The organism is Arthrobacter liuii, from assembly GCF_014639275.1.
GTDB lineage: Bacteria > Actinomycetota > Actinomycetes > Actinomycetales > Micrococcaceae > Arthrobacter > Arthrobacter liuii.
Genome location: NZ_BMFW01000003.1, coordinates 131,385 through 154,542, shown reverse-complemented (window position 1 = coordinate 154,542; position 23,158 = coordinate 131,385). Strand labels below are relative to the sequence as shown.

General features: G+C 65.7%; 19 protein-coding genes. 6 read left to right on the top strand and 13 right to left on the bottom strand.

Annotation, left to right across the window (positions count from 1 at the left end; genetic code table 11):
• Positions 1-506: 506 nt before the first annotated feature.
• The 6 genes from tkt to pgl are packed head-to-tail and all read left to right on the top strand — an operon-like array spanning position 507 to position 8,724.
• Entirely contained in the window at positions 507-2,624 is a 2,118-nt protein-coding gene (gene tkt / locus IEW19_RS04610) for a transketolase (protein WP_188570726.1), read from the top strand.
• Between the two features lie 27 nt (positions 2,625-2,651).
• Positions 2,652-3,767 carry a transaldolase gene (tal, locus tag IEW19_RS04605; RefSeq protein ID WP_188570510.1) on the top strand — a complete coding sequence of 372 codons (1,116 nt, stop codon included), beginning with the start codon at positions 2,652-2,654 and terminating at the stop codon, positions 3,765-3,767.
• 5 nt (positions 3,768-3,772) lie between these two features.
• Positions 3,773-5,404, top strand: coding sequence for a phosphoglucose isomerase-related protein (locus tag IEW19_RS04600; RefSeq protein ID WP_188570509.1), 1,632 nt, complete (start codon positions 3,773-3,775; stop codon positions 5,402-5,404).
• Positions 5,405-5,418: 14 nt separating this feature from the next.
• Positions 5,419-6,978: a glucose-6-phosphate dehydrogenase gene (zwf, locus tag IEW19_RS04595; protein WP_188570508.1), complete on the top strand. Its 1,560-nt coding sequence runs from the start codon at positions 5,419-5,421 to the stop codon at positions 6,976-6,978.
• Entirely contained in the window at positions 6,975-7,916 is a 942-nt protein-coding gene (locus IEW19_RS04590) for a glucose-6-phosphate dehydrogenase assembly protein OpcA (protein WP_188570507.1), read from the top strand. Before zwf ends, IEW19_RS04590 begins: the two co-directional genes overlap by 4 nt.
• Positions 7,917-7,953: 37 nt before the next feature.
• On the top strand, positions 7,954-8,724 hold the full coding sequence (gene pgl, locus IEW19_RS04585; RefSeq protein ID WP_229748354.1) for a 6-phosphogluconolactonase: 771 nt from the start codon (positions 7,954-7,956) through the stop codon (positions 8,722-8,724).
• Here the strand turns inward: pgl and IEW19_RS04580 are convergent.
• The 13 genes from IEW19_RS04580 to uvrA all read right to left on the bottom strand — a co-directional run bounded on the left by IEW19_RS04580 (position 8,677) and on the right by uvrA (position 23,150).
• On the bottom strand, positions 8,677-9,072 hold the full coding sequence (locus IEW19_RS04580; RefSeq protein ID WP_188570505.1) for an RNA polymerase-binding protein RbpA: 396 nt from the start codon (positions 9,070-9,072) through the stop codon (positions 8,677-8,679). The genes pgl and IEW19_RS04580 overlap by 48 nt on opposite strands.
• Before the next feature lie 138 nt (positions 9,073-9,210).
• A complete protein-coding gene (gene secG, locus IEW19_RS04575; RefSeq protein WP_188570504.1) occupies positions 9,211-9,465 on the bottom strand; it encodes a preprotein translocase subunit SecG in 255 nt (84 codons plus the stop codon).
• A 49-nt stretch (positions 9,466-9,514) separates the two neighbouring features.
• Positions 9,515-10,330: a triose-phosphate isomerase gene (tpiA, locus tag IEW19_RS04570; RefSeq protein ID WP_188570503.1), complete on the bottom strand. Its 816-nt coding sequence runs from the start codon at positions 10,328-10,330 to the stop codon at positions 9,515-9,517.
• A gap of 123 nt (positions 10,331-10,453) precedes the next feature.
• On the bottom strand, positions 10,454-11,680 hold the full coding sequence (locus IEW19_RS04565; RefSeq protein ID WP_188570502.1) for a phosphoglycerate kinase: 1,227 nt from the start codon (positions 11,678-11,680) through the stop codon (positions 10,454-10,456).
• Positions 11,681-11,690: 10 nt separating this feature from the next.
• Positions 11,691-12,701, bottom strand: a complete 1,011-nt coding sequence (gene gap, locus IEW19_RS04560) for a type I glyceraldehyde-3-phosphate dehydrogenase (protein WP_188570501.1) — start codon at positions 12,699-12,701, stop codon at positions 11,691-11,693.
• Between the two features lie 259 nt (positions 12,702-12,960).
• Positions 12,961-13,587 (bottom strand): superoxide dismutase, encoded by a 627-nt coding sequence (locus IEW19_RS04555; RefSeq protein ID WP_188570500.1) that lies wholly within the window; start codon positions 13,585-13,587, stop codon positions 12,961-12,963.
• 102 nt (positions 13,588-13,689) lie between these two features.
• Complete coding sequence (gene whiA, locus IEW19_RS04550) at positions 13,690-14,670, bottom strand: DNA-binding protein WhiA (RefSeq protein ID WP_015937022.1); 981 nt, start codon at positions 14,668-14,670, stop codon at positions 13,690-13,692.
• Positions 14,671-14,679: 9 nt separating this feature from the next.
• Positions 14,680-15,699 (bottom strand): gluconeogenesis factor YvcK family protein, encoded by a 1,020-nt coding sequence (locus IEW19_RS04545; protein ID WP_188570499.1) that lies wholly within the window; start codon positions 15,697-15,699, stop codon positions 14,680-14,682.
• Positions 15,699-16,622 carry an RNase adapter RapZ gene (gene rapZ / locus IEW19_RS04540; protein ID WP_188570498.1) on the bottom strand — a complete coding sequence of 308 codons (924 nt, stop codon included), beginning with the start codon at positions 16,620-16,622 and terminating at the stop codon, positions 15,699-15,701. Before rapZ ends, IEW19_RS04545 begins: the two co-directional genes overlap by 1 nt.
• 68 nt (positions 16,623-16,690) lie before the next feature.
• Positions 16,691-18,691 (bottom strand): excinuclease ABC subunit UvrC, encoded by a 2,001-nt coding sequence (gene uvrC, locus IEW19_RS04535; protein WP_188570497.1) that lies wholly within the window; start codon positions 18,689-18,691, stop codon positions 16,691-16,693.
• Positions 18,692-18,774: 83 nt separating this feature from the next.
• Entirely contained in the window at positions 18,775-19,443 is a 669-nt protein-coding gene (locus tag IEW19_RS04530) for a lysophospholipid acyltransferase family protein (protein ID WP_188570496.1), read from the bottom strand.
• On the bottom strand, positions 19,430-20,146 hold the full coding sequence (locus tag IEW19_RS04525; RefSeq protein ID WP_188570495.1) for an HAD hydrolase-like protein: 717 nt from the start codon (positions 20,144-20,146) through the stop codon (positions 19,430-19,432). Before IEW19_RS04525 ends, IEW19_RS04530 begins: the two co-directional genes overlap by 14 nt.
• 79 nt (positions 20,147-20,225) lie before the next feature.
• Positions 20,226-23,150: an excinuclease ABC subunit UvrA gene (uvrA, locus tag IEW19_RS04520; protein WP_188570494.1), complete on the bottom strand. Its 2,925-nt coding sequence runs from the start codon at positions 23,148-23,150 to the stop codon at positions 20,226-20,228.
• Between the last annotated feature and the right edge of the window lie 8 nt (positions 23,151-23,158).

The following is a 23,158-nucleotide window of genomic DNA, read 5'->3' as shown; positions in this document are numbered from 1 at the left end:
TGTGGCAGTTGAGGCTGCAGTGCAGCTCCGGTCGTGCGGCCCGGACCCGGGCACGGCACTAAGGGAGGAAATGCGCCAGGTGCGTGCAACAGCGGGGAAACCCCGGGCGGCGTTGGGTAGCCCACCCGGCGTTGGCCTCCAAATATCATACCGCGCCGTGAACCCTCCCCCGGCCCTGGCATATGCGCAGTTGATTGCTCGCAGGCCCATTCGAGCAGATTAACTCAACCCTTCGTGACGGTGATTCACAAAAGGGGAAATTGCGTCCAAAACGTGAGATTCGAGCCGCCCGGAGTATGGATAAGAGCTAAGCTGTCATCAGATCAGCGCACAGCAAGAAAGCGGTGGAAAACGCGTTCCCGCTGCTGTTTGTGACTGAATGCAAGGATCAACGTTTCGATGGTGAACGGCTGGTACACACCGCAGCGGCGCCATAGCGCGCCCTTGGCCGGATCCGGTGTACCACCGCCATCAGCACAGAGAGGGGCCCGGTTTTCGTGCCACATTTGGAAGAGCAAGAACTGTCATGGACCAGCTTGGACCAGAAAGCGGTGGATACCGTCCGCGTCCTGGCCGCCGACGCCGTGGAGAAGGTGGGCAACGGCCACCCCGGAACCGCCATGAGCCTGGCCCCGGCCGCTTACCTTCTCTTCCAGAAGCTGATGCGCCATGATCCGCGGGATCCGCAGTGGCTGGGCCGTGACCGCTTCGTGCTGTCCCCGGGCCACACATCCCTGACGCTCTACATCCAGTTGTTCCTCTCCGGCTACGGCCTGGAACTGAAGGACCTCGAAGCCCTGCGTACCTGGGGCTCGCTGACCCCGGGCCACCCGGAGTACAAGCACACCGCCGGTGTGGAAATCACCACCGGCCCGCTGGGCCAGGGCCTTGCGTCCTCCGTGGGCTTCGCTTACTCCCAGCGCCGCCAGCGCGGCCTGTTCGACGCCGATGCCCCCGCCGGCGAATCGCCGTTCGACCACACCATCTGGGTTATCGCCTCCGATGGCGACCTCCAGGAAGGCGTCACGGCCGAGGCTTCCTCGCTGGCCGGCCACCAGGAACTCGGCAACCTCGTGGTCATCTACGACGAGAACCACATCTCCATCGAGGACAACACCGACATCGCGTTCACCGAGGATGTCCTCAAGCGCTACGAAGCGTACGGCTGGCACACCCAGCGGGTGGACTGGACCCGGACCGGAGAATACAAGGAAGACGTACAGGAGCTGTACAGTGCCCTGCTTGCCGCCAAGGCCGAAACCTCCAAGCCGTCCATCATCTCGCTGCGCACCGTCATCGGCTACCCGGCCCCGAAGAAGCAGAACACCGGCAAGATCCACGGCTCCGCCCTCGGCGCCGACGAGGTCGCAGCCCTGAAGGAAATCCTGGGCTTCGACCCCGCCAAGTCCTTCGAGGTGGACCAGGAAGTCCTGGACCACGCCCGCCAGGTGGTGGAGCGCGGCGCCGCGGAACGCAAGGAATGGGAAGAGACCTTCAACGCCTGGCAGGAAGCCAACCCCGAGGGCGCAGCGCTCCTGCAGCGCATCGAGGCACAGGAACTTCCCGAAGGCATCGACGCTGCCCTTCCGGTCTTCCCGGCCGGCAAGGACGTTTCCACCCGCGCCGCATCCGGCAAGGTCCTGAACGCCCTGGGCCCGGTCATGCCCGAACTCTGGGGCGGCTCCGCCGACCTGGCCGAGTCCAACAACACCACCATTGAAGGCTCGCCGTCCTTCGTCCCGGCGTCCAAGCAGACGAACGCATGGTCGGGCAACCCGTACGGCCGGGTCCTGCACTTCGGCATCCGTGAGCATGCCGCAGCGTCGATCGTGAACGGCATCACCCTGGCGGGCAACACGCGCGCGTTCTCCGGCACCTTCCTGATCTTCAGCGACTACCAGCGCCCCGCCATCCGCCTCGGCGCCCTGATGGGCGTCCCGTCGCTGTACGTCTGGACGCACGACTCCATCGGACTGGGCGAGGACGGCCCCACCCACCAGCCGGTGGAACAGCTCGCCTCGCTGCGCGCCATCGTGGGGCTGGACGTAGTCCGCCCCGGCGACGCCAACGAAGTGGCAGCTGCGTGGAAGGCCATGCTCGAGAACCACAGCAACCCGGCGGGCATCGTGCTGACCCGCCAGAACATTCCCACCTGGGAACGTGGCGAGGGCGACGCCGACGGTGACACCTTCGCGTCCACCGCAGGGGTGGCAAAGGGCGGCTACGTCCTGGCTGAGGCTTCGAAGGACGGCGCCACGGTTCCGGCCGACGTGATCCTCATTGCCACAGGCTCGGAAGTCCAGCTGGCCGTCCAGGCCCGTGAGGCTCTCCAAGCCGACGGCATCGCAGCCCGGGTGGTATCCATGCCTTGCGTTGAGTGGTTCAAGAAGCAGGACGCCGCCTACCGCGAATCCGTCCTGCCGGCCACTGTCAAGGCCCGCGTTTCGGTTGAGGCAGGGCTGGCCCTGGGCTGGCGGGAATTCGTCGGCGACGCCGGCCGTTCCGTGAGCCTTGAGCACTATGGCGCTTCCGCGGACTACAAGCGCCTCTTCCAGGAGTTCGGCATCACGGCGGAAGCAGTCGCCGCCGCCGCCAAGGACTCCCTCTCCAGCCTCCAGGCCTGAAACCAAAACTTTTAGGAGATCAACACCATGACTACCCCCACCCAGCAGCTCTCCGACGCCGGAGTATCCATCTGGCTCGATGACCTCTCCCGCGGACGCCTGCAAACCGGCACCCTCCGCAAGCTCATCGAGGAGAAGAACGTGGTTGGTGTAACCACTAACCCGTCCATCTTCCACGCAGCCATCACGGCCGGCACCGACTACGACCACATCATTGCCGGCAAGGCCGCCGCCGGGGCGAGCGTGGAGGACACGATCTTCGAGATCACCACCACCGACGTCGCCGACGCGTGTGACCTGTTCGCACCTGTTGCCGCCGCCACCAAGGGGGTCGACGGCCGCGTCTCCATCGAAGTCGACCCGCGCCTTGCCTGGGACACCGCAGGAACCATCGCCGAGGCCAAGCATCTCTACCAGCGCGTCAACAAGGACAATGTCCACATCAAGATCCCGGCAACGCTCGAAGGCCTCGAGGCCATCACGGCAACCCTCGCCGAGGGCATCAGCGTTAACGTGACCCTGATCTTCTCCCTTGAGCGCTACCGTGCAGTTATCAACGCCTTCCAGTCCGGCCTTGAGCAGGCCAAGGAAAGCGGCCACGATCTCTCGAAGATCCACTCCGTGGCCTCGTTCTTCGTCTCCCGCGTGGACAGCGAAATCGACAAGCGCCTCGACAAGATCGGCACGGACGAGGCAAGGGCACTCAAGGGCAAGGCCGGCCTGGCCAACGCCCGCCTGGCCTACCAGGTTTACGAGGAGCTCTTCGCCACCGAGCGCTGGGCCCTGCTGGCAGACGCCGGCGCACTCCCCCAGCGGCCGCTGTGGGCCTCCACCGGCGTGAAGGACCCGTCATACCCGGACACCCTCTACGTCACCGAGCTCGTGGCCCCCGGCGTGGTGAACACCATGCCCGAAAAGACGCTGGACGCCACCTTCGACCACGGAGTTGTCTCCGGTGACACCGTCACCGGCACTTACGCGGAGGCGAACGCCACCCTCGACGCGCTGGAAAATCTTGGTGTCTCCTACAACGAGGTCGTCGCACTCCTTGAAACCGAAGGCCTGGACAAGTTCGTGGCCAGCTGGAAGGAACTGCTTGCCGACGTCGAAGGCGCCCTCGACTCTGCACGGAAGGCTTCCTAACACCTATGAGCACTCTCAGCTACGACGCCACCGGCGCTGCACAGCAGGCGCTTGAACAGCACCTTCCCACCCTCGTTGAGGACCGGATCGCCACGCGGATCTTCGCCAAGGACCACACGCTGTGGGGCCCCGACGCCGAATCCGAGTCGGCAGTCCGCCTCGGCTGGGTGGAGGCCGCCACCGTCTCACAGCCTTTGGTCAAGGACATCCTGGAACTCCGTGACGCCCTGCGCGCCGAGGGCGTCAGCAGGATCGTGCTCTGCGGCATGGGCGGATCCTCGCTGGCACCCGAAGTCATCGCGGGCACGGCCGGCGTCGAGCTGACAGTGCTGGACAGCACGGACCCCGACCAGGTCCGTGCTGCCCTCGCGGACCGGCTGGATGCGACCGCCATTGTGGTCTCGTCCAAGTCCGGCTCCACCCTGGAGACGGATTCCCAGCGGCGCATCTTCGAGCAGGCTTTCACCGAGGCCGGCGTGGACGCCAAAAGCCGGATCATCATCGTGACCGACCCCGGCTCGCCACTGGACAAGGCGTCCCGCGAAGCCGGCTACCGCGCAGTCTTCAATGCTGACCCCAACGTCGGTGGCCGCTACTCAGCCCTGACCGCCTTCGGCCTGGTCCCCTCCGGCCTGGCCGGCGTGGACATCCAGGCCTTCCTGGACGAGGCCGAGGAAGCTGCGGAAATTCTCAATGACGACGCCCCGGAAAACATCGGGCTTGCCCTGGGCACCGCCCTGGGCGGAACCAGCCCGCTGCGGAACAAGATCGTCATCGCGGAGGACGGCTCCGGCATTGTCGGCTTCGCCGACTGGGCTGAGCAGCTCATCGCCGAATCCACCGGCAAGCTGGGTACCGGCATCCTTCCCGTTGTTGCAGGTCCGCAGTCACCGGAGGTCACCGCCGGCGCGCCTGACGTCCTGGTGGTCCGGCTCGTGGCAGCGGATGCCGACGTCGAACTTGGCGAGAACCAGGTGGCCATCGCCGGCGGCCTTCCCACCCAGATGATGGTGTGGGAGTTCGCTACCGCCGTGACCGGCCGCCTGCTGGGCATCAACCCCTTCGACCAGCCCGACGTCGAGGCCGCCAAGGTTGCCGCACGCGGCCTGCTGGACGCCCAGCCGGAGCCCACGCCGGCTGCGTTCGTTGACGGCGCCATCGAGGTGCGCGGCGGCGACTGGCTCGGGGACGCCGCAACCGCAGAGGGCGCGGTCAAGGCGCTGCTGGGCACGCTGGCTTCCGACAGCTACCTGAGCGTCCAGGCGTACTTCGACCGGCTCGCCTTTGCCGGACTCGAAGGAATCCGCGACGACCTGGCCGCCGCCACCGGGCGTCCCGTGACGTTCGGTTGGGGTCCGCGCTTCCTGCACTCCACCGGACAGTTCCACAAGGGCGGCCCTGCGATCGGCGTGTTCCTCCAGGTCACGGCGGCCCCCGCCGAGGACTTGGGTATCCCGGACCGGCCCTTCACCTTCGGCGAGCTCATCGCCGCCCAGGCTGCAGGCGACGCCCAGGTCCTGGGTGAGCACGGCCGTCCCGTGCTGCGCCTCCACCTCACCGACCGTGCCGCCGGCGTGGCCCAGTTGCAGGACATCGTCGCTGCCCTGTCCACCCGCGCATCCGCAACCGAAAGCTAAGGCGCAAAAGCACCATGCCAGAAACTGAATACGGCAGGAAGGGCGCGGGCCGCGGGCGTAATCCGTTGCGCGATCCGCGTGACCGCCGTTTGAACCGGATTGCCGGTCCGTCCTCGCTGGTCCTCTTCGGGGTCACGGGTGACCTTGCCCGTAAAAAGCTGATGCCGGCAGTGTACGACCTCGCCAACCGTGGGTTGTTGCCGCCGAGCTTCGCGCTGGTGGGGTTTGCCCGCCGTGAGTGGGACAAGGAAGACTTCGCCGCCGAGGTGAAGGCCTCGGTGCAGGCACACGCCCGGACCCCGTTCGATGAGGCTGTGTGGAACCAATTGTCCGAGGGCATCCGGTTTGTCCAGGGCGAGTTCGACGACGACGCGGCGTTTGAGCGGCTTGGCGAGACGATCAAGGAACTCGACGATGTCCGCGGCACGCGCGGAAACCACGCGTTCTATTTGTCGATCCCGCCCAAGGCATTTGAGCAGGTATGCCGGCAGCTGTCCAAGCACGGCCTGGCGCAGGCCGAGGGCGATAAGTGGCGGCGGGTGGTGATCGAGAAGCCGTTCGGGCATGACCTGGAGTCGGCCCGGAAGCTGAACGACATCGTGGAATCGGTGTTCCCGCCGGACGCGGTGTTCAGGATCGACCATTACCTGGGCAAGGAAACGGTGCAGAACATCCTGGCGTTGCGGTTCGCGAACCAGTTGTTCGAGCCGTTGTGGAACGCCAACTACGTGGACCATGTCCAGATCACGATGGCCGAGGACATCGGCACCGGCGGCCGGGCAGGGTATTACGACGGCGTGGGCGCTGCCCGGGACGTGATCCAGAACCACCTGCTGCAGCTGCTGGCCCTGACGGCCATGGAGGAGCCGATCTCCTTTAACGCCGATGACCTGCGCGCGGAGAAGGAAAAGGTCCTCGCCGCGGTGAAGCTGCCGGAGGACTTGTCCACGCATTCAGCACGGGGACAGTTCACCGGTGGTTGGCAGGGCGGAGAGCAGGTCCAGGGCTACCTGGAGGAAGAAGGCATCCCAGCCAACTCAACCACCGAGACCTATGCCGCGATCCGGGTGGACATCCACACCCGCCGCTGGTCCGGGGTGCCGTTCTACCTGCGTGCGGGCAAGCGCCTGGGCCGGCGGGTGACGGAAATCGCGGTGGTGTTCAAACGGGCGCCAAACCTGCTCTTCCGTGACCACGGTGAGGACGACTTCGGGCAGAACGCGGTAGTGATCCGGGTCCAGCCCGACGAGGGCGTGACCATCCGGTTCGGCTCCAAGGTCCCCGGCACGCAGATGGAAGTCCGCGACGTGACCATGGACTTCGGCTACGGGCACTCCTTCACCGAGTCCTCCCCCGAGGCGTATGAGCGGCTGATCCTTGACGTGCTGCTCGGTGAGCCGCCGCTGTTCCCGCGGCATGAGGAAGTGGAACTGTCCTGGAAGATCCTTGACCCGTTCGAGGAATACTGGGCTTCCCTGAGTGAGCAGCCCGAACCCTATGCCCCCGGTTCCTGGGGGCCCGCCTCCGCTGATGAGCTGCTGGCCCGTGACGGACGAACCTGGAGAAGGCCATGATCGTTAACCTGCCCGACACCACCACGTCAAAGGTCTCCAAGAAGCTCATGGCCTTGCGCGACCAGGGAGGCGTGATCGCCCTGGGCCGGGTCCTGACCCTGGTGGTGGTGACCAAGTCCGGGCTCGAGGAAGAAGCCATCGAAGCCGCGAACGACGCCAGCCGCGAGCACCCCTGCCGGATCATCGTCCTCGCCGATGCCGGCTCTGAGGCCGGTGACAGGCTGGACGCGCAGATCCGGGTGGGCGGTGACGCCGGCGCCTCCGAGGTCATCGTGCTGCGCGGCTATGGCCAACTCGCGCACGAGTCCGAGTCCCTGGTAGCCGCGCTGCTGCTCCCGGACGCGCCCATCGTGGCCTGGTGGCCGCACGGAGCACCCGAGAACGCATGTGAAACGTCCATCGGTGCCATCGCGCACCGCCGGATCACCGACTCCGCGAACGAATCCGACCCGCAGGCAGCGCTGGAACGGATCCACCGGACGTACAAGGCCGGGGACACCGACCTCGCCTGGACCCGGCTGACCAACTGGCGCATCCAACTCGCAGCCGCCCTGGACGAAGTGGACTCCTCCCCCGTGACCGCCGTCGCGGTTGAAGGTGCGTCGGACTCACCCTCCACCATCCTGCTGGCGGCGTGGCTCACCCTGACCCTGAACGCACCGGTCACCATCGTGGCGGATCCGGCCGGAACCGGCATCCGCCGCGTCCGGCTTACCCGCCCCGGCGGCGACGTCCAGCTCTTCCGCCCCGGACTCTCCGTTGCCGAGCTCACCCAGCCAGGCCAGCCAGCCCAACGGATCTCGCTCCCGCGCCGCAGCCTCCGGGACTGCCTCGCCGAAGAACTCCGCCGCCTGGACCCGGACGAAGTATTTGGTGAAGTGATTACTATTGGACTGCCACGTACCAATCTAAGGAGCGTCCGACCCAGTGAGCGTTGACCCACGAGTAAGCATCCATCCTGATTCGTCCGTTTTGATGGCCGCCATCGCGGCACGCCTGATCACCAAGCTTGTTGATGTCCAGGACAAGTACGGCGAAGCCACGGTGGTGCTCACCGGGGGAACCGTGGGGATCGGCACGTTGAGGGCTGTTGCGGACTCTCCGGCGGCGCCCGCCGTCGACTGGTCGAAAGTCAACTTCTGGTGGGGCGACGAACGGTTCGTCGGTTCCGCTGATCCAGACCGGAACACCAAGCAGGCGTTCGATGCGTTGCTTTCCCACATTCCGGTGGCTCCGGAACGGGTCCACTCGCCGGGTTCTTCGGATGAGTTCGGCACTCCCGAGGAAGCTGCGGAGGACTACGCTCGCCGGCTGCGGGAGGCTGCAGCCACCGAGCACGCGGCTGACATGTCTGATGACAGGCCGGAGGAACCGTCCTCACTCCCCCGCATCGACGTGGTGCTGCTTGGAGTGGGGCCCGACGCGCACATCGCGTCACTGTTCCCGGAGCAGGCAGGGATTCGCGAAAAGGACCGCACGGTTGTGGGTGTCCGGAACTCCCCCAAGCCGCCGCCGCTGCGGATCTCCCTGACGCTGCCGGCCATCAACACGGCGGCTGAGGTATGGATGGTCGTGGCCGGGGAGGACAAGGCCGGAGCGGTGGGACTGGCCCTGGCCGGGGCCAACCCCGTGCAGGTTCCTGCGTCCGGTCCGCGTGGAACGTCGCGCACCCTGTGGCTGATCGACGAGAACGCAGCATCACGTGTCCCGCAGCAGCTGGTCCGGAAGGACGCCGCGGGCGCGTAGCTTTTCCAGCGCTCCGGCCAGGACGTCTTCGGCGTCCTGGCCGGAGCGCCGCTCTTTAACGTATTCCAGGTGGCTCTTGTAGCCGTCGTCGAACGGGTCGTCGGGGGGCGCCGCCTGGCCGTCCCGGGAAGCGGGCGCGCCACAACGCCGGCAGTCCCATGTCTGGGGAATCTGGTCCTCGGGCATCTTCAGGAACACCGGCTGGGTTTCGTGACCTTTGACGCACCAGTAGGACACCCGGATGCGCGGGAGCGGACGCGAGGAGGAGTCGTTGGACTGCAGGCTGGATCCGGACCCTGCGATAACCCCGGCTCGCGTGCCCCGAAAGCCTGATGCTGGGTGGACCATGACAACTCCTGCCTCGAAGCGGACGCCGCGGAGGGCCAGCTTAAACAAAAACTGTGGCTGCCGGGTGAACCGACAGCCACAGTCTAGATGCACGGGCGGGGCGGCGGGAGGGCCGCACGCCTCTATTCGGCCGGTGCTCTAGGAATCCCCGCCGCTGAATCGCATGATCAGGCCGAGGGCGATGATGACCACGCCCCAGGTGATGCCCAGGACGATGGTGAAACGGTTGAGGTTCCGTTCTGCCACCCCTGAAGAGCTGAGGCCCGAGCTCATACCGCCGCCGAACATGTCGGACAGCCCGCCGCCGCGTCCCTTGTGCAGGAGGATCAGCAGCGTCAGCAGGAGGCTGGTGATGCCCAGGAGGATCTGCAGAATGACATGAAGAACGTCCACGACGGCCTTTCAGAAGTTGGGATTGCGGGAGTATTCCGCTGGCTGGGGACTAGTCCGTCACCAGGTGGCTCTCGAACCTGACAATATTAGCAAACTCGGCCGGGTCGAGGCTTGCGCCACCCACCAGCAGTCCGTCCACGTCGCGTTCCTGCAGTATCGCTGCCGCGTTGTTGGCCTTGACCGAGCCGCCGTAGAGCAGGCGGGGCTTGCCGGCTGTCTCCGCTCCGAAGAGCGACTCCAGCTCGGCCCGGATGGCGGCGCACATTTCCTGCGCGTCCTCCGGGCCGGCCACTTCGCCGGTGCCGATGGCCCAGACGGGCTCGTAGGCAACCACAAGTTCGGCTGCCTGCTCGTTGGCGAGCCCTGCCACTCCGGCGCGGAGCTGCTGCAGCGTGTGGTCGACGTGGGTTCCGGCCTGGCGGACCTCCAGGCCCTCACCCACGCAAAGGACGGGGGTAACGCCATGCTTGAAAGCCGCCTTGACCTTGGCGTTGAGGACGTCGTCGGACTCGTTGTGGATGGTGCGGCGTTCGCTGTGGCCCACCAGGACGTAAGCACAACCGAGCTTGTTCAGGAACTGGCCGGAGATGTCGCCGGTGTAGGCGCCTGAATCGAACGGCGACAGGTCCTGGCCGCCGTAGGCGATGTGCAGGTCGTCACCCTGGACCAGGGTCTGCACGCCGCGGAGGTCGGTGAACGGCGGAAAAACGGCAACTTCAACGCGGTTGTAGTCGTGCTTGGCATCAGAGAGGGTCCACGCAAGTTTCTGCAGGAGGGTGATGCCCTGCACGTGGTCCATGTTCATTTTCCAGTTGCCCGCGATGAAGGGCTTGCGGTCAAAAGCGCCGTTCGTTGACGTAGTCACGTAATCTCCAAAAAAGTTCTCGATATGTGTTCGGCCGGCAGGCTGCTGCGGGCAACCTGCCGGCCGGAGGACTGCGAAGTCCGATTACTGCGGGCCAGCAGCGGTGGCTTGACCGGTATGGTCCTACCGGTCCAGGACGCTGAGACCTGGGAGGTCCTTGCCTTCGAGGTATTCCAGGCTGGCACCGCCGCCGGTGGAAATATGGCCGAACTGGTCATCGCTGAAACCCAGGGTGCGTACCGCAGCAGCCGAGTCTCCGCCGCCCACCACGGTGAACCCGTCGGTTTCAGCCAGGGCTTGGGCAATGGAGCGGGTTCCTGCCGCGAATGCCTCGAATTCGAAGACACCCATGGGGCCGTTCCAGAAGACCGTCCGCGCGCCCTTGATCCTTTCGGAGAAGGCGGCAGCGGTATCCGGGCCGATGTCCAGGCCGATTCCCTGGGCACCGAAGCTGCTGCCTTCAATGGCGTCGGCTGCAACGGTTTCGTGCTTTGCGTCGGCAGCGAACTTCCCTGCCACCACGACATCCGTGGGAACCACGAATTCCGTGCCGGCATCCTCGGCTCGCTTCAGGTAGTCCTGGACAACGGGGATCTGGTCCTTCTCGAGCAGGCTCGAAGCAACCTTGTGGCCTCGCGCTGCCAGGAAGGTGAAGAGCATGCCGCCGCCCACCAGGATGGTGTCAGCCTTGCCGAGCAGGTTGTCGATGACAGCGAGCTTGTCCGAAACCTTGGAACCGCCGAGCACCACCACGTAGGGACGCTGGGTGTCCGCGGTCAGCTTGCGCAGGACCTCGACTTCGGTGTGCACAAGGTCGCCTTGGTACGACGGCAGCCGGGTCGCAACGTCGTAGACGCTGGCGTGCTTGCGGTGGACCGCACCGAAGGCGTCATCCACGTACGCTCCGTTGCCGCCGGTCAGGGCAACCAGCTCGTCAGCGAAGGCGCCGCGTTCGGCGTCGTCCTTGCTGGTCTCGCGGGCCTCGAAGCGGACGTTCTCGAGGACCAGGGCTTCGCCATCCTGGAGGGATGCAGCCGCCGCCTTGGCGGCGTCACCGACCGTGTCGGCAGCCAGGGTGACCTTGAAGCCCGCCAGTTCGGCGAGCCGGTCCGCTGCAGGGCGGAGTGAGTACTTGTCCTCAGGAGCGCCCTTGGGGCGTCCGAGGTGGGCTGTTACCAGCACGCGGGCACCGGCGTCCGTGAGCTTTGACAGCACTGGAAGGGAGGCCTTGATGCGGCCATCGTCAGTGACTGTAGAGCCGTCGAGCGGCACATTCAGGTCACTTCGAACCAGAATGTACCGCCCGCGGACACCTTCAGCGATCAGTTCGTTGAGGGTGTGGGATGTCATGTGTCTAACCCTAGCCCAGCTTGGATGCGACAAGCTCCGTGAGGTCAACGAGGCGGTTGGAGTAGCCCCATTCGTTGTCATACCAGGAAACAACCTTGACCTGGTTGCCGATGACCTTGGTCAGGCCCGAGTCGAAAATGGAGGAAGCGGGGTCGCCGACGATGTCGGAGGACACGATGGGTTCGTCCGTGTAGGTCAGGAAGCCCTGGAGCTCCTCGGATTCGGCGGCACGCTTGAGGGCGGCGTTGACTTCCTCCACCGTGGTCTCGCGGGAAACGGTGACGGTGAGGTCGGTGGCGGAACCGGTGGGCACGGGGACGCGGATGGCGTAGCCGTCCAGCTTGCCCTTGAGCTCCGGCAGGACCAGGCCGATGGCCTTGGCGGCACCGGTGGAGGTGGGAACCATGTTGATGGCGGCGGCACGTGCACGGCGCAGGTCCTTGTGCGGGCCGTCCTGCAGGTTCTGGTCCGCGGTGTAGGCGTGGACCGTGGTCATTAGGCCGCGCTCGATGCCGAATTCGTCATTGACCACCTTGGCCAGCGGGCCGAGGCAGTTCGTGGTGCAGGACGCGTTGGAGATGATGTGGTGCGTGGCGTTGTCGTAGAGCTTGTGGTTCACACCCATCACGATGGTGATGTCCTCGTCCGAGGCCGGGGCGGAGATCAGGACCTTCTTGGCGCCGGCGTCGATGTGCTTCTGCGCGTCCGCTGCCTTGGTGAAGAAGCCGGTGGACTCGATGACGATGTCAACGCCCAGCTCGCCCCAGGGCAGGTTGGCCGGATCGCGTTCGGCCAGGACCTTGACCACGTTGCCGTTGACGACGATGTTGCCGTCCTTGACCTCAATGGTTTCCTGCAGCCGGCCGCCGACGGAGTCGTACTTGAACAGGTGCGCCAGGGCTTCGGGGCTGGTGAGGTCGTTGACGGCAACGATCTCCAGGTCCGCGCCCTGGGCAAGCGCTGCGCGGAAGTAGTTGCGGCCAATGCGGCCGAAGCCGTTGATACCAATACGGGTCGTCACTTTTACAGTCTCCTTGGTGCTATGAGAAGCACTACTAGTTGAGCGGGCGTTCAAGCCAACTAACAGATCCCGCACGCCGTTGGGCAGAGATGATTTACATGGAGGGCGACCAGCCTCATTGCTGAAGGCTAACCGCCTTCCGTGACCTATCTTACGTTTAACTGGGTCCGCCCCCGCAAGTGCGGGGGCGGACGGGCCACATCCCGGCCGGTTTAAGTCAGAATGTGAAGTTCGTTACAGCGGTGTATAACGCCGGTCACTATGGGAGGGTGATCAGTCCCGTGGCGTTGGCGCGTGCTGCTTCGAAGCGCTGGGCAACATCCGCCCAGTTGACGATGTTCCAGAACGCCTTGACGTAGTCAGCCTTGACGTTGACGTAATCCAGGTAGAAGGCGTGCTCCCACATGTCCAGCATCAGCAGCGGGATGGTGCCCAGCGCGGTGTTGCCCTGCTGGTCGTAGAGCTGCTCGATGACCAGGTTCCCGCCGATGGGTTCGTAGGCCAGGAAACCCCAGCCCGAGCCCTGCAGGCCAAGGGCTGCGGCGGAGAACTGGGCGCGGAACGCGTCGAAGGAGCCGAAGGCGTCGTCGATCGCCGCAGCCAGCTCACCTTCGGGCTTGTCGCCGCCGTCCGGGGAAAGGTTCTTCCAGAAGACGGAGTGGTTGATGTGGCCGCCGGTGTGAAAAGCGAGGTCCTTGGAGAGCCGGTTGATGTTGGCGAAGTCGCCCTTTTCACGGGCTTCGGCCAGCTGGGCCAGGGCGTTGTTGGCTCCTGCCACGTAGGCGGCGTGGTGCTTGCTGTGGTGCAGCTCCATGATCCGCGCGGAGATGTGCGGTTCCAGGGCGGCATAGTCGTAGCTGAGTTCCGGCAATACGTACTCGGTCACAAAATCCTCCAATATCGTGGACCAGGAAGGCCCGGTTGGTAACTCTTGGATTGTGCATCCGGACAGCTGGTGCCCGGAATTATTTCTGATTCTATGGGGCGCCTACTCGTCAAGCATTTCAGGCGTCACATTGGCGTCCGTTCCGGGGATGCCCAGGTCAAGCGCGCGCTTGTCCGCCATGGCGAGCAGGCGGCGGATCCTGCCGGCGATTGCGTCCTTGGTCATGACGGGGTCCGCGAGCCGGCCCAACTCGTCCAGGCTGGCCTGCTTGTGCGCCACCCGCAGCTCACCCGCGTACTTCAGGTGGTCAGGCACGTCGTCGCCCAGGATTTCCAGCGCCCGGTCCACCCGTGCCCCCGCAGCAACGGCTGCCTGCGCAGAGCGGCGCAGGTTGGCGTCGTCGAAGTTGGCAAGCCGATTGGCAGTGGCCCTGACCTCCTTGCGCATCCGGCGTTCCTCCCACACCATCAGCGCATCGTGGGCTCCCATGCGCGTCAGGAGCGCGGCGATGGTGTCGCCGTCGCGGATGACCACGCGGTCCACACCCCTGACTTCCCGGGCCTTGGCCTGGATGTCGAGGCGGCGGGCGGCGCCCACCAGGGCCAGGGCGGATTCGGGCCCTGGGCAAGTGACTTCCAGGGACGACGACCGGCCGGGTTCCGTGAGCGATCCGTGGGCCAGGAACGCGCCGCGCCACACGGCCTCGGCGTCTGCAGCTGAACCGTTGACGACGGCGGATGGCAGGCCGCGCACGGGGCGTCCGCGGCCGTCCAGGAGGCCGGTCTGGCGGGCCAGCGCCTCGCCGTCGCGGACCACGCGGACCACGTAGCGGCTGGCGCGGCGCAGTCCGCCGGCGGACACCACGATGATTTCGCTCTGGTGCCCGTAGACCTCGGCGATGGCGGCGCGGAGCCTCCGGGCCGTTGACGCCAGGTCCACTTCCGCCTCGATGACGATCCTGCCGGAAATGATGTGCAGTCCCCCGGCGAACCGGAGCATTGCGGAGACTTCCGCCTTGCGCACTGATGACTTCTTGATGTCCAGACGGGACAGTTCTTCCTTGACCGATGCTGTCAGTGCCATGGCACCTTCCTAACTGTTCCCAAAAATGTCCTGGTACGCCGTCGCCAGCCGCAGAGGCTCGTGGACAGGGCGGCGTCCCGACGCCCCTACTTTACCCAAGACCACCTCCGCGCCGATCATGCCGGCGGCCTTCTCGAACTCCTGCCGGTCCGGTACGGAGGCGGGATCGGCCAGGACCACGTCCACGCTGAACTCCGGGGCGTAACGCCGAAGGACGTGGAGATGGTCCGCGGCCGACATCCCGGTGGTTTCCTTGGTGTCCGTGGCGAGGTTCATGGTCAGGCAGCGTTTGGCGGGGGTGCTGCACAGGGCCTGCCGCATCTCGGGCAGGAGCAGATGCGGCAGGACGGAGGTGTACCAGGAGCCCGGGCCCAGGACCACCCAGTCCGCCAGTTCGATTGCCGTCAGGGCCTCGGTGCATGCGGGGGCCGCTTCCGGCAGGAGCCGGACTTCCTCGAGCGAGCCGGCAACGGCACAGCGCGCCTGGCCGCGGATGGTGTGGAGGGCAGTTCCGCCGTCCGGGGCGGTCACGCGCACGTCGCCTTCGATGGTGAGCGGGACGGTTGACATCGGCAGGACCTGGCCGCGGGCGCCGAGCAGGGCGCCGGCCCACTTGAGCCCTGCGACGGCGTCGCCCAGCAGCTCCCAGAGCGTGACGATCAGGAGGTTGCCCATGGCGTGCTCGTCCAGGGAGCCGCCGGTCCCTTTCCCGGCGCGGAACCGGTGCTGCATGACATCGCGCCAGGTGCGTCCCCAGTCAGTATCGTCGCAGAGCGCGGACAGTGCCATGCGGAGGTCCCCTGGCGGGAGGACGCCGTACTCCTCCCGCAGACGCCCGGATGAGCCGCCGTCGTCCGCCACAGTAACGATCGCAGTGAGCTCGGAGGTGAGCAGGCGCAGCGCTGACAGCGAGGCAGCGAGGCCGTGCCCTCCGCCCAGGGCCACGACGTTTGGGCCCTTGTCCTGCTGGCCCGAGCCCGTTCCGGCGGCTGGCGGCACCAGGGGCAGGGCTCCGGTGAACAGGGCCATTATTCGCGGCCCAGATCCCGGTGCGCAGTGGTCACCGTGACCCGCGGATACTGCGCGAGTTTCTTGGAAAGTTCCACGGCGACCGCAACGGAGCGGTGCTTGCCGCCCGTGCAGCCGACGGCGATGGTGGCGTAGTGCTTGTTCTCCCTGCGGTACCCTTCGAGGACGGGTTCCAGGGCCAGGACGTAGCGGTCCACGAAGTTCTTGACGCCTTCGGCCTCCAGTACGTAGTCGCTGACGTCCTTGTCCAAACCGGTCAGCGGGCGCAGCTGCGGCACCCAGTGCGGGTTGGGGATAAACCTGACGTCGGCCACGTAGTTGGCGTCCACCGGCAGGCCGTACTTGAAACCGAAGCTCATGACGTTGAGCCGCAGGGCAACCGGGCCGGTTTCACTGAACAGTTCCGTGATGGCGGTGGCCAGGCCGTGGACGTTGTAGTTGGAGGTATCCAGGACGACGTCGGAGCTGTCGCGCAGTTCCTGCAGCAGCTCGCGTTCGGCAGCGATGCCGTCGAGGATGCGTCCGCCGCCCTGCAGCGGATGCGGGCGCCGTCCCTGCTCGAAGCGCCGGACCAGCACGTTGTCGCTGGCGTCCAGGAACAGGACGCGGAAGGTCACTCCGCTGGCGGCCAGTGCGCCCAGCGCTGCGCGGATGTCCGCGAAGAGGCCCTTGCTGCGGACGTCGATCACCACCGCCAGCCGGGGAATGGACTGCGGTGCGTGCGAGACCAGTTCCGCGAGCGTGCCCAGCATCTGCGGCGGGAGGTTCTCCACGACATACCAGCCGTGGTCCTCCAACGCGTCTGCGGCGGTGCTCCGCCCGGCGCCGGACATTCCGGTGACCACCAGCAGTTCCGCTTCGAGCGGCTTGACGGGCTCCAGCCCATCGTGCTCCGCTCCGGATCCCGCCGTCGTGTCTGCCATGAAGCCTGCCCCGTTTCCTCGTTGTCCCGTGGGCGGCCGCTGTGGCGCTGCCCCGTCCTTTACCCTAACTAAGTTTCAATGATTTCGCCGGTGGCCATGTTGATCGCCGGGACGGTCACGGCCTCTGGTCCCTCGGCGGCGAAGTGGTTCACGATGGCGCCGGCCAAAGCCGGGCCAATGCCTTTCGCCTCTGCCAGCTCCTCCGCAGTGGCAGCCTTCACTCCCTTGACGGATCCGAAGTGCGCCAGCAGGGCCTTGCGCTTGGACGCGCCAAGGCCTGGGACGGCGTCCAGCGCCGACACCGTCATGGCCTTGCCGCGCTTTTGCCGGTGGAACGTAATAGCGAAGCGGTGGGCCTCGTCACGGATCCGCTGCAGCAGGTACAGCCCCTGCGAGGTGCGGGGCAGGACCACCGGGAAGTCGCTGTCCGGGAGCCACACTTCCTCCAGGCGCTTGGCCAGCCCCACCACGTAGACATCGTCGATGCCCAGGTCCTTGAGGGCGCGGGCAGCGGCGTTCACCTGCGGCTGGCCGCCATCGACCACGACAAGGTTTGGCGGGTACGCGAACTTGGCCTTGGGCGCCGGGGTGGTGGTGTCCAGCACGGCGGCATCCGGTGGCTCTTCCTGGCCGTCCGCTTCCAGCACGGATGCGTCCACCTGCGCTGACTTGTCCTGGAGGTAATGGCGGAACCGGCGGGTCAGGACGTCATGCATGGCGGCGGTGTCATCAGACGCCGCGGCGCCGGTGATGGAGAACTTGCGGTAGTCGGACTTCTTGGGCAGCCCGTCCTCCACCACCACCATGGAGGCCACGACGTTGGTGCCCTGGACGTGGGAGACGTCGAAGCATTCGATCCTGAGCAGCGGCACGGGCAGGTCCAGGGCTTCCTGCAACTCCTGGAGGGCCTGCGACCTTACGGTAATGTCCCCCGCCCGGCGTGTCTTGTGGAGCTTCAGCGCGTGTTCGGCATTTTCGCGCACGGTGGACATCAGGGCCGCCTTGTCCCCGCGCTGCGGCACCCGGATGTCCACTTTGGCGCCGCGGATCCCGCCCAGCCAAACGGCGAGGTCTTCCGGGTTGCTGGGCGCCACCGGCACCAGGACTTCCCGGGGCAGCCGGCCGTGGGTGTCGCCGTCCTCGCCGTAGACCTGCTGCAGCAGGTGCTCCACCAGGTCCGGGGTGGTGAAGTCCTCCACCTTTTCCACTACCCAGCCGCGCTGGCCGCGGATCCTGCCGCCGCGGACATGGAACACCTGGACGGCCGCTTCCAGTTCGTCTTCGTGAAGGGCGAAGACGTCGGCGTCGGTGTCCTCGGACAGCACCACGGCGTTCCGCTCGAACACCTTCCGCAGCGCCGTGATGTCGTCACGCAGCCGTGCGGCGTGCTCATAGTCGAGTTTCGCCACGGCGCCGGCCATCTGCTTTTCCAGCTTGTTGATGAACCTCTTGGCCTCACCGCCCATAAAAGCGCAGAAATCGTCGGCCAGTTCCCGGTGGTCCGCCGGGGAAATCCGCCCCACGCACGGCGCGGAACATTTATCGATGTAGCCCAGCAGGCACGGCCGGCCGCTGGCCTCGGCCCGCTTGAAGACGCCGGCGCTGCAACTCCGGACGGGGAAGACACGGAGCAGGGTGTCCATGGTTTCCCGGATGGCCCCGGCGGTGTAGGGGCCGAAGTAACGGGTCCCCTTCCGCTTGTCCCCCCGCATTACCTGCACCCGCGGGTACTTTTCGCTCATGGTCACCGCGAGGTAGGGATAGGTTTTGTCATCACGGAACACCACGTTGAAGCGTGGCTTGAATTCCTTGATCCAGGTGTATTCCAGCTGCAGCGACTCGAGTTCGCTGCCCACCACTGTCCATTCGACGCTGCTGGCCGCGTGGACCATCGCATAGGTCTTCGGCAGCAGCCCCGCCGGATTGGCGAAGTAGGAGTTCAGCCGGGACCGGAGGCTCTTGGCTTTGCCCACATAGATGACCCGGCCGTGCGGGTCACGGAACCGGTAGACGCCCGGATTGGTGGGGATTTCACCAGTCTTGGGCCGGTAACTTGCTGGATTTGCCACCTATCAAGTCTACTGATTTCCGCCGGTCTTCCCTGCCAGCCGGGCCGGTTCACGCCGTGCTGTCCCTCTGGTCCGCCGACCGCCTACTCGGCGGACTTGCTTTGGTTGTAGCTGGCCGAGCGCTCCTGGCCGCTGAGGCCGGCAATCGCCTCCATGATCCGGTCGGTGACTTCACGGCGTGCCGGCAGTGAGTGGTCCGGTCCCGTCTTGTCGAAGTACAGCGGCTCCCCCACCTTCATGGTGAAGTGCTGCGGCCTGACCCCCTTTTCGCCGGCGCGCTGGAGCTTCTCGGTTCCGATCAGGCCCACGGGAATCACGGGCGCCCCCGTGGTGAGCGCCAGCCAGCCAACCCCGGTGCGTCCCCGGTAGAGGATGCCGTCGCGGGAGCGGGTGCCCTCGGGGTAGATGCCGATGCCGCGGCCGGCCTCAAGAATGTCCAGCAGGGTCTTGAGCGCCTGCACGCTGGCAGCCTGTTCGCCGCGCTCCACAGGAATGGAGCCTACTGATTCGAAAAAGGCCTTCATAACCTTGCCCTTGACGCCGCCTGTGGTGAAGTACTCGGCCTTGGCAAAGAATGCAACCGGCCTGGGCATCAGCGCCTGGACGATCACGCTGTCAAAGAAGGACAGGTGGTTGGGCGCCACGATAAAGGGGCCGTCGGAAGGGACATTTTCGAGTCCGACGACGGTGGGCCGGCATGTGCCGGCGATCAGGTTGCGGGTGGTCCAGCGGACGGCATCAAACATTTCCATCGTTGCTCACCCCGCTCATGGCAGCGGTGTGGATTGTCTGCAGCCGCTCGATGACCGCTACCAGTTCCTCACCCGTGCTGACCACGGCGACCGAACCGGCTTCCTCAAGCTCTCCGTCCGGGGCGAACCCCCAAACAACTCCGACGCAGTCCAACCCGTTGGCGATCGCACCGGCAACGTCCTGGGCGCGGTCTCCCACCATGATGGCGTGCTGCGTCTCCAGGTCCCTCAGGGCGGCAGCGATGATCTGGGTCTTACCCAGCGGGACGCCTTCCACTTCCGTTTCGTCGTCGGCGGAGCCGTGGATTCCGTGGAAGAACCTGTCGATGCCATGGTGTGCCAGCACTTTATGGGCCAGCCGCTGGGGCTTCTGGGTGGCTACAGCCACGGGCCGTCCCGCTGCCGCAAAGGATTCCAGGATGTCGCGGATGCCCGGGTACAGCCGGCTCTGGGCGATTCCCGTCGCCACGTAGTGTTCTCGGTAGCGGTGGACCACCTCTTCGAGGCGGTCCACCGGCACCTTTGCCACGTTCAGCAGGGAATCACTCAGCTTGGGGCCGATCATCGCGTCCAGCAGGTCCTGGCCGGGAACCGGGAGCCCAAGCCCGCGGAGGGCGGAGGCAATCCCCTCAGTTATTCCACCGGCCGGGTCGACAAGAGTGCCGTCCAGGTCAAAGATCACGGGCACTGTTGTTGAAGTCACCGGGTTAGTTTCTCACGACAGCAGGAGTGCCTGAAACTCGCATGCCCGTTGAGGAATATTCGGGTCGAATCTGCTCCGGTCAGCCGAGTATTTCGGCGAGGAACTTCCCGGTGTAGCTGGTGCCCGACTTGGCCACCTGCTCCGGGGTGCCTGCCGCAACAATCTGGCCGCCGCCCGAGCCGCCGTCCGGCCCGAGGTCCACCAGCCAGTCGGCGCTCTTGATGACATCGAGGTTGTGCTCAATGGTGATCACTGTGTTGCCCTTGTCCACCAGCCCCTGCAGGACCATGAGCAGCTTGCGGATGTCTTCGAAGTGCAGGCCTGTGGTGGGCTCGTCCAGGACGTAGATGCTGCGTCCATTGGACCGCTTCTGCAGTTCCGCAGCGAGCTTGACCCGTTGCGCCTCACCGCCGGACAGGGTGGTGGCAGGCTGTCCGAGGCGGACGTAGCCCAGTCCCACGTCCACCAGGGTGTTCAGGTGGCGCGCGATAGGCGAGAACGCCGCGAAGAACTCGGCCCCCTCTTCAATGGGCATGTTGAGGACATCGGCGATGGTCTTGCCCTTGTAGTGCACCTCCAGGGTCTCCCGGTTGTACCGGGCCCCGTGGCACACCTCGCAGGGGACGTACACGTCAGGCAGGAAGTTCATCTCAATCTTCAGCGTGCCGTCACCGGAACACGCTTCGCAGCGGCCGCCCTTGACGTTGAAGGAGAACCGCCCGGGAAGGTAACCGCGCACCTTGGCCTCGGTGGTCTCGGCGAAGAGCTTGCGGATGTTGTCGAAGACGCCCGTGTACGTGGCCGGGTTGGACCGCGGGGTACGGCCGATGGGGCTTTGGTCCACGTGGACCACCTTGTCCAGGTGTTCCAGCCCCTGGACTGTCTTGTGCCGGCCTGCGACCTGCTTGGCACCGTTGAGCTTGTTGGCCAGCACCTTGTAGAGGATTTCGTTGACGAGGGTGGACTTGCCGGAACCGCTCACCCCGGTCACGGCGGTGAAGAGGCCCAGCGGGAAGGCTGCGTCGACGTTCACGAGGTTGTTCTCCCGTGCGCCCACTACCTTGATCTCGCGCTTCTTGTCGTACTTCCGGCGCTTTTTGGGTACCTCGATGGCCTTGCGGCCGGACAGGTAGTCGCCGGTCAGGGATTCCCTGTTGTCCAGGAGTTCCTTGTAGGTCCCGGAGTGGACCACCTGGCCGCCGTGCTCGCCGGCGCCGGGGCCGATGTCCACGATCCAGTCGGCCACATGGATGGTGTCCTCGTCGTGCTCGACGACGATGAGGGTGTTCCCCATGTCGCGGAGCCTGGTAAGGGTTTCGATCAGCCGGCGGTTGTCCCGCTGGTGCAGTCCGATGGAGGGTTCGTCCAGGACATAGAGGACCCCGACCAGGCCGGAACCGATCTGGGTGGCGAGCCTGATGCGCTGGGCTTCGCCGCCGGAAAGGGTGGCGGAGGGGCGTTCGAGGTTCAGGTACTCCAGGCCCACGTCCAGCAGGAACGTCAGGCGAGCCTGGATCTCCTTGAGGACCTGATGGGCGATCTGCGCTTCACGCCCGGTCAGCACCAGGTTGTTCAGGAACTCCGCACAGTCCCGCATGGGCAGGGCCGCAACCTCGGCGATGGACTTGCCGTTGATGAGGACCGACAGGGAGGCCGGGTTGAGGCGGGCACCGTTGCAGGAAGGGCACGGGACCTGGCGCATGTATTCTTCGTAGCGGTCGCGGGCCCAGTCGGAGTCGGTCTCGCCGTGCTTGCGGTGGACGTACTGAATGGCGCCTTCGAACCCGGTGCTGTACTTGCGTTCACGGCCAAAGCGGTTGCGGTACTGCACCACCACCTTGTGGTCCTTGCCGTGCAGGATCGTTTGGCGCACATCCTTGCCCAGCTTTTCCCACGGCGTGGACATGGAGAATCCCACTTCCTTCGCCAGGCCTTCCAGGAGCCGGTTCCAGTACTCAGTGGTGGCGGTGCCCAGCGACCAGGGAGCGATGGCGCCTTCCGAGAGGGACAGTTCCGGGTTGGGAACGATGAGTTCCTCATCCACCTCGAGCCGGGTACCGATTCCGCTGCAGGCGGCGCAGGCGCCGAAGGGGTTGTTGAAGGAAAACGAGCGGGGCTCGATCTCGTCGATGGCGAGGGGGTGCTCATTGGGGCATGCGAGGTTTTCCGAGAACGCCCGGATTCGTCCGGCCGCGTCTGCTTCAAGGTCCACGAATTCGGCCAGGACCCGGCCCTCGGACAGCCCAAGGGCCGTCTCGATGGAATCGGTGAGCCGCTGGCTGATGCCCTCCTTGACCACCAACCGGTCCACCACCACTTCAATGGTGTGCTTGAACTGCTTGCCCAGCTTGGGAGGATCGCTCAACTGGACCAGGTTGCCGTCCACGCGTGCCCGGGAATAGCCCTTGGCAGTGAGTTCCTTGAAGAGGTCCACGCACTCGCCCTTGCGCCCGCGCACCACGGGCGCCAGGACCTGGAAGCGGGTGCCCTCATCGAGTTCCAGCAGCTGGTCGACGATCTGCTGCGGCGTCTGCCTGGACACCGGCTCACCGCACACGGGACAGTGCGGCCTGCCCACGCGGGCCCAGAGCAGGCGCATGTAGTCGTAGATTTCGGTGATGGTGCCCACCGTGGACCGCGGGTTCTTGCTGGTGGATTTCTGGTCGATGGAGACGGCCGGGGAGAGGCCTTCGATGAAATCGACATCGGGCTTGTCCACCTGGCCCAGGAACTGGCGTGCGTAGGCGGACAGCGATTCAACGTAGCGGCGCTGGCCTTCGGCGAAGATCGTGTCGAATGCCAGCGAAGACTTGCCGGATCCGGAGAGGCCAGTGAAGACGATCATGGCATCGCGCGGCAGGTCGAGGTCCACGTTGCGCAGGTTGTGCTCCCGCGCGCCCTTCACCACAAGGCGGGAGAGGTCCGGGCGCTGCGGGACGGCAGCGGAGGGGACGGTGAGGGACGTGGCGCGGGCAGGGGTTTCTTCAGCTACGGCTTTAGGCACCCCATTAT

Bases quoted from the DNA above. Each gene is read 5' to 3' on its own strand.
- tal (WP_188570510.1), top strand. From the start codon at position 2,652: ATGACTACCCCCACCCAGCAGCTCTCCGACGCCGGAGTATCCATCTGG.
- IEW19_RS04600 (WP_188570509.1), top strand. From the start codon at position 3,773: ATGAGCACTCTCAGCTACGACGCCACCGGCGCTGCACAGCAGGCGCTT.
- zwf (WP_188570508.1), top strand. From the start codon at position 5,419: ATGCCAGAAACTGAATACGGCAGGAAGGGCGCGGGCCGCGGGCGTAAT.
- IEW19_RS04590 (WP_188570507.1), top strand. From the start codon at position 6,975: ATGATCGTTAACCTGCCCGACACCACCACGTCAAAGGTCTCCAAGAAG.
- pgl (WP_229748354.1), top strand. From the start codon at position 7,954: ATGGCCGCCATCGCGGCACGCCTGATCACCAAGCTTGTTGATGTCCAG.
- IEW19_RS04580 (WP_188570505.1), bottom strand. From the start codon at position 9,072: ATGGTCCACCCAGCATCAGGCTTTCGGGGCACGCGAGCCGGGGTTATC.
- IEW19_RS04565 (WP_188570502.1), bottom strand. From the start codon at position 11,680: ATGACATCCCACACCCTCAACGAACTGATCGCTGAAGGTGTCCGCGGG.
- whiA (WP_015937022.1), bottom strand. From the start codon at position 14,670: ATGGCACTGACAGCATCGGTCAAGGAAGAACTGTCCCGTCTGGACATC.
- IEW19_RS04545 (WP_188570499.1), bottom strand. From the start codon at position 15,699: ATGGCCCTGTTCACCGGAGCCCTGCCCCTGGTGCCGCCAGCCGCCGGA.
- rapZ (WP_188570498.1), bottom strand. From the start codon at position 16,622: ATGGCAGACACGACGGCGGGATCCGGAGCGGAGCACGATGGGCTGGAG.
- IEW19_RS04530 (WP_188570496.1), bottom strand. From the start codon at position 19,443: ATGGAAATGTTTGATGCCGTCCGCTGGACCACCCGCAACCTGATCGCC.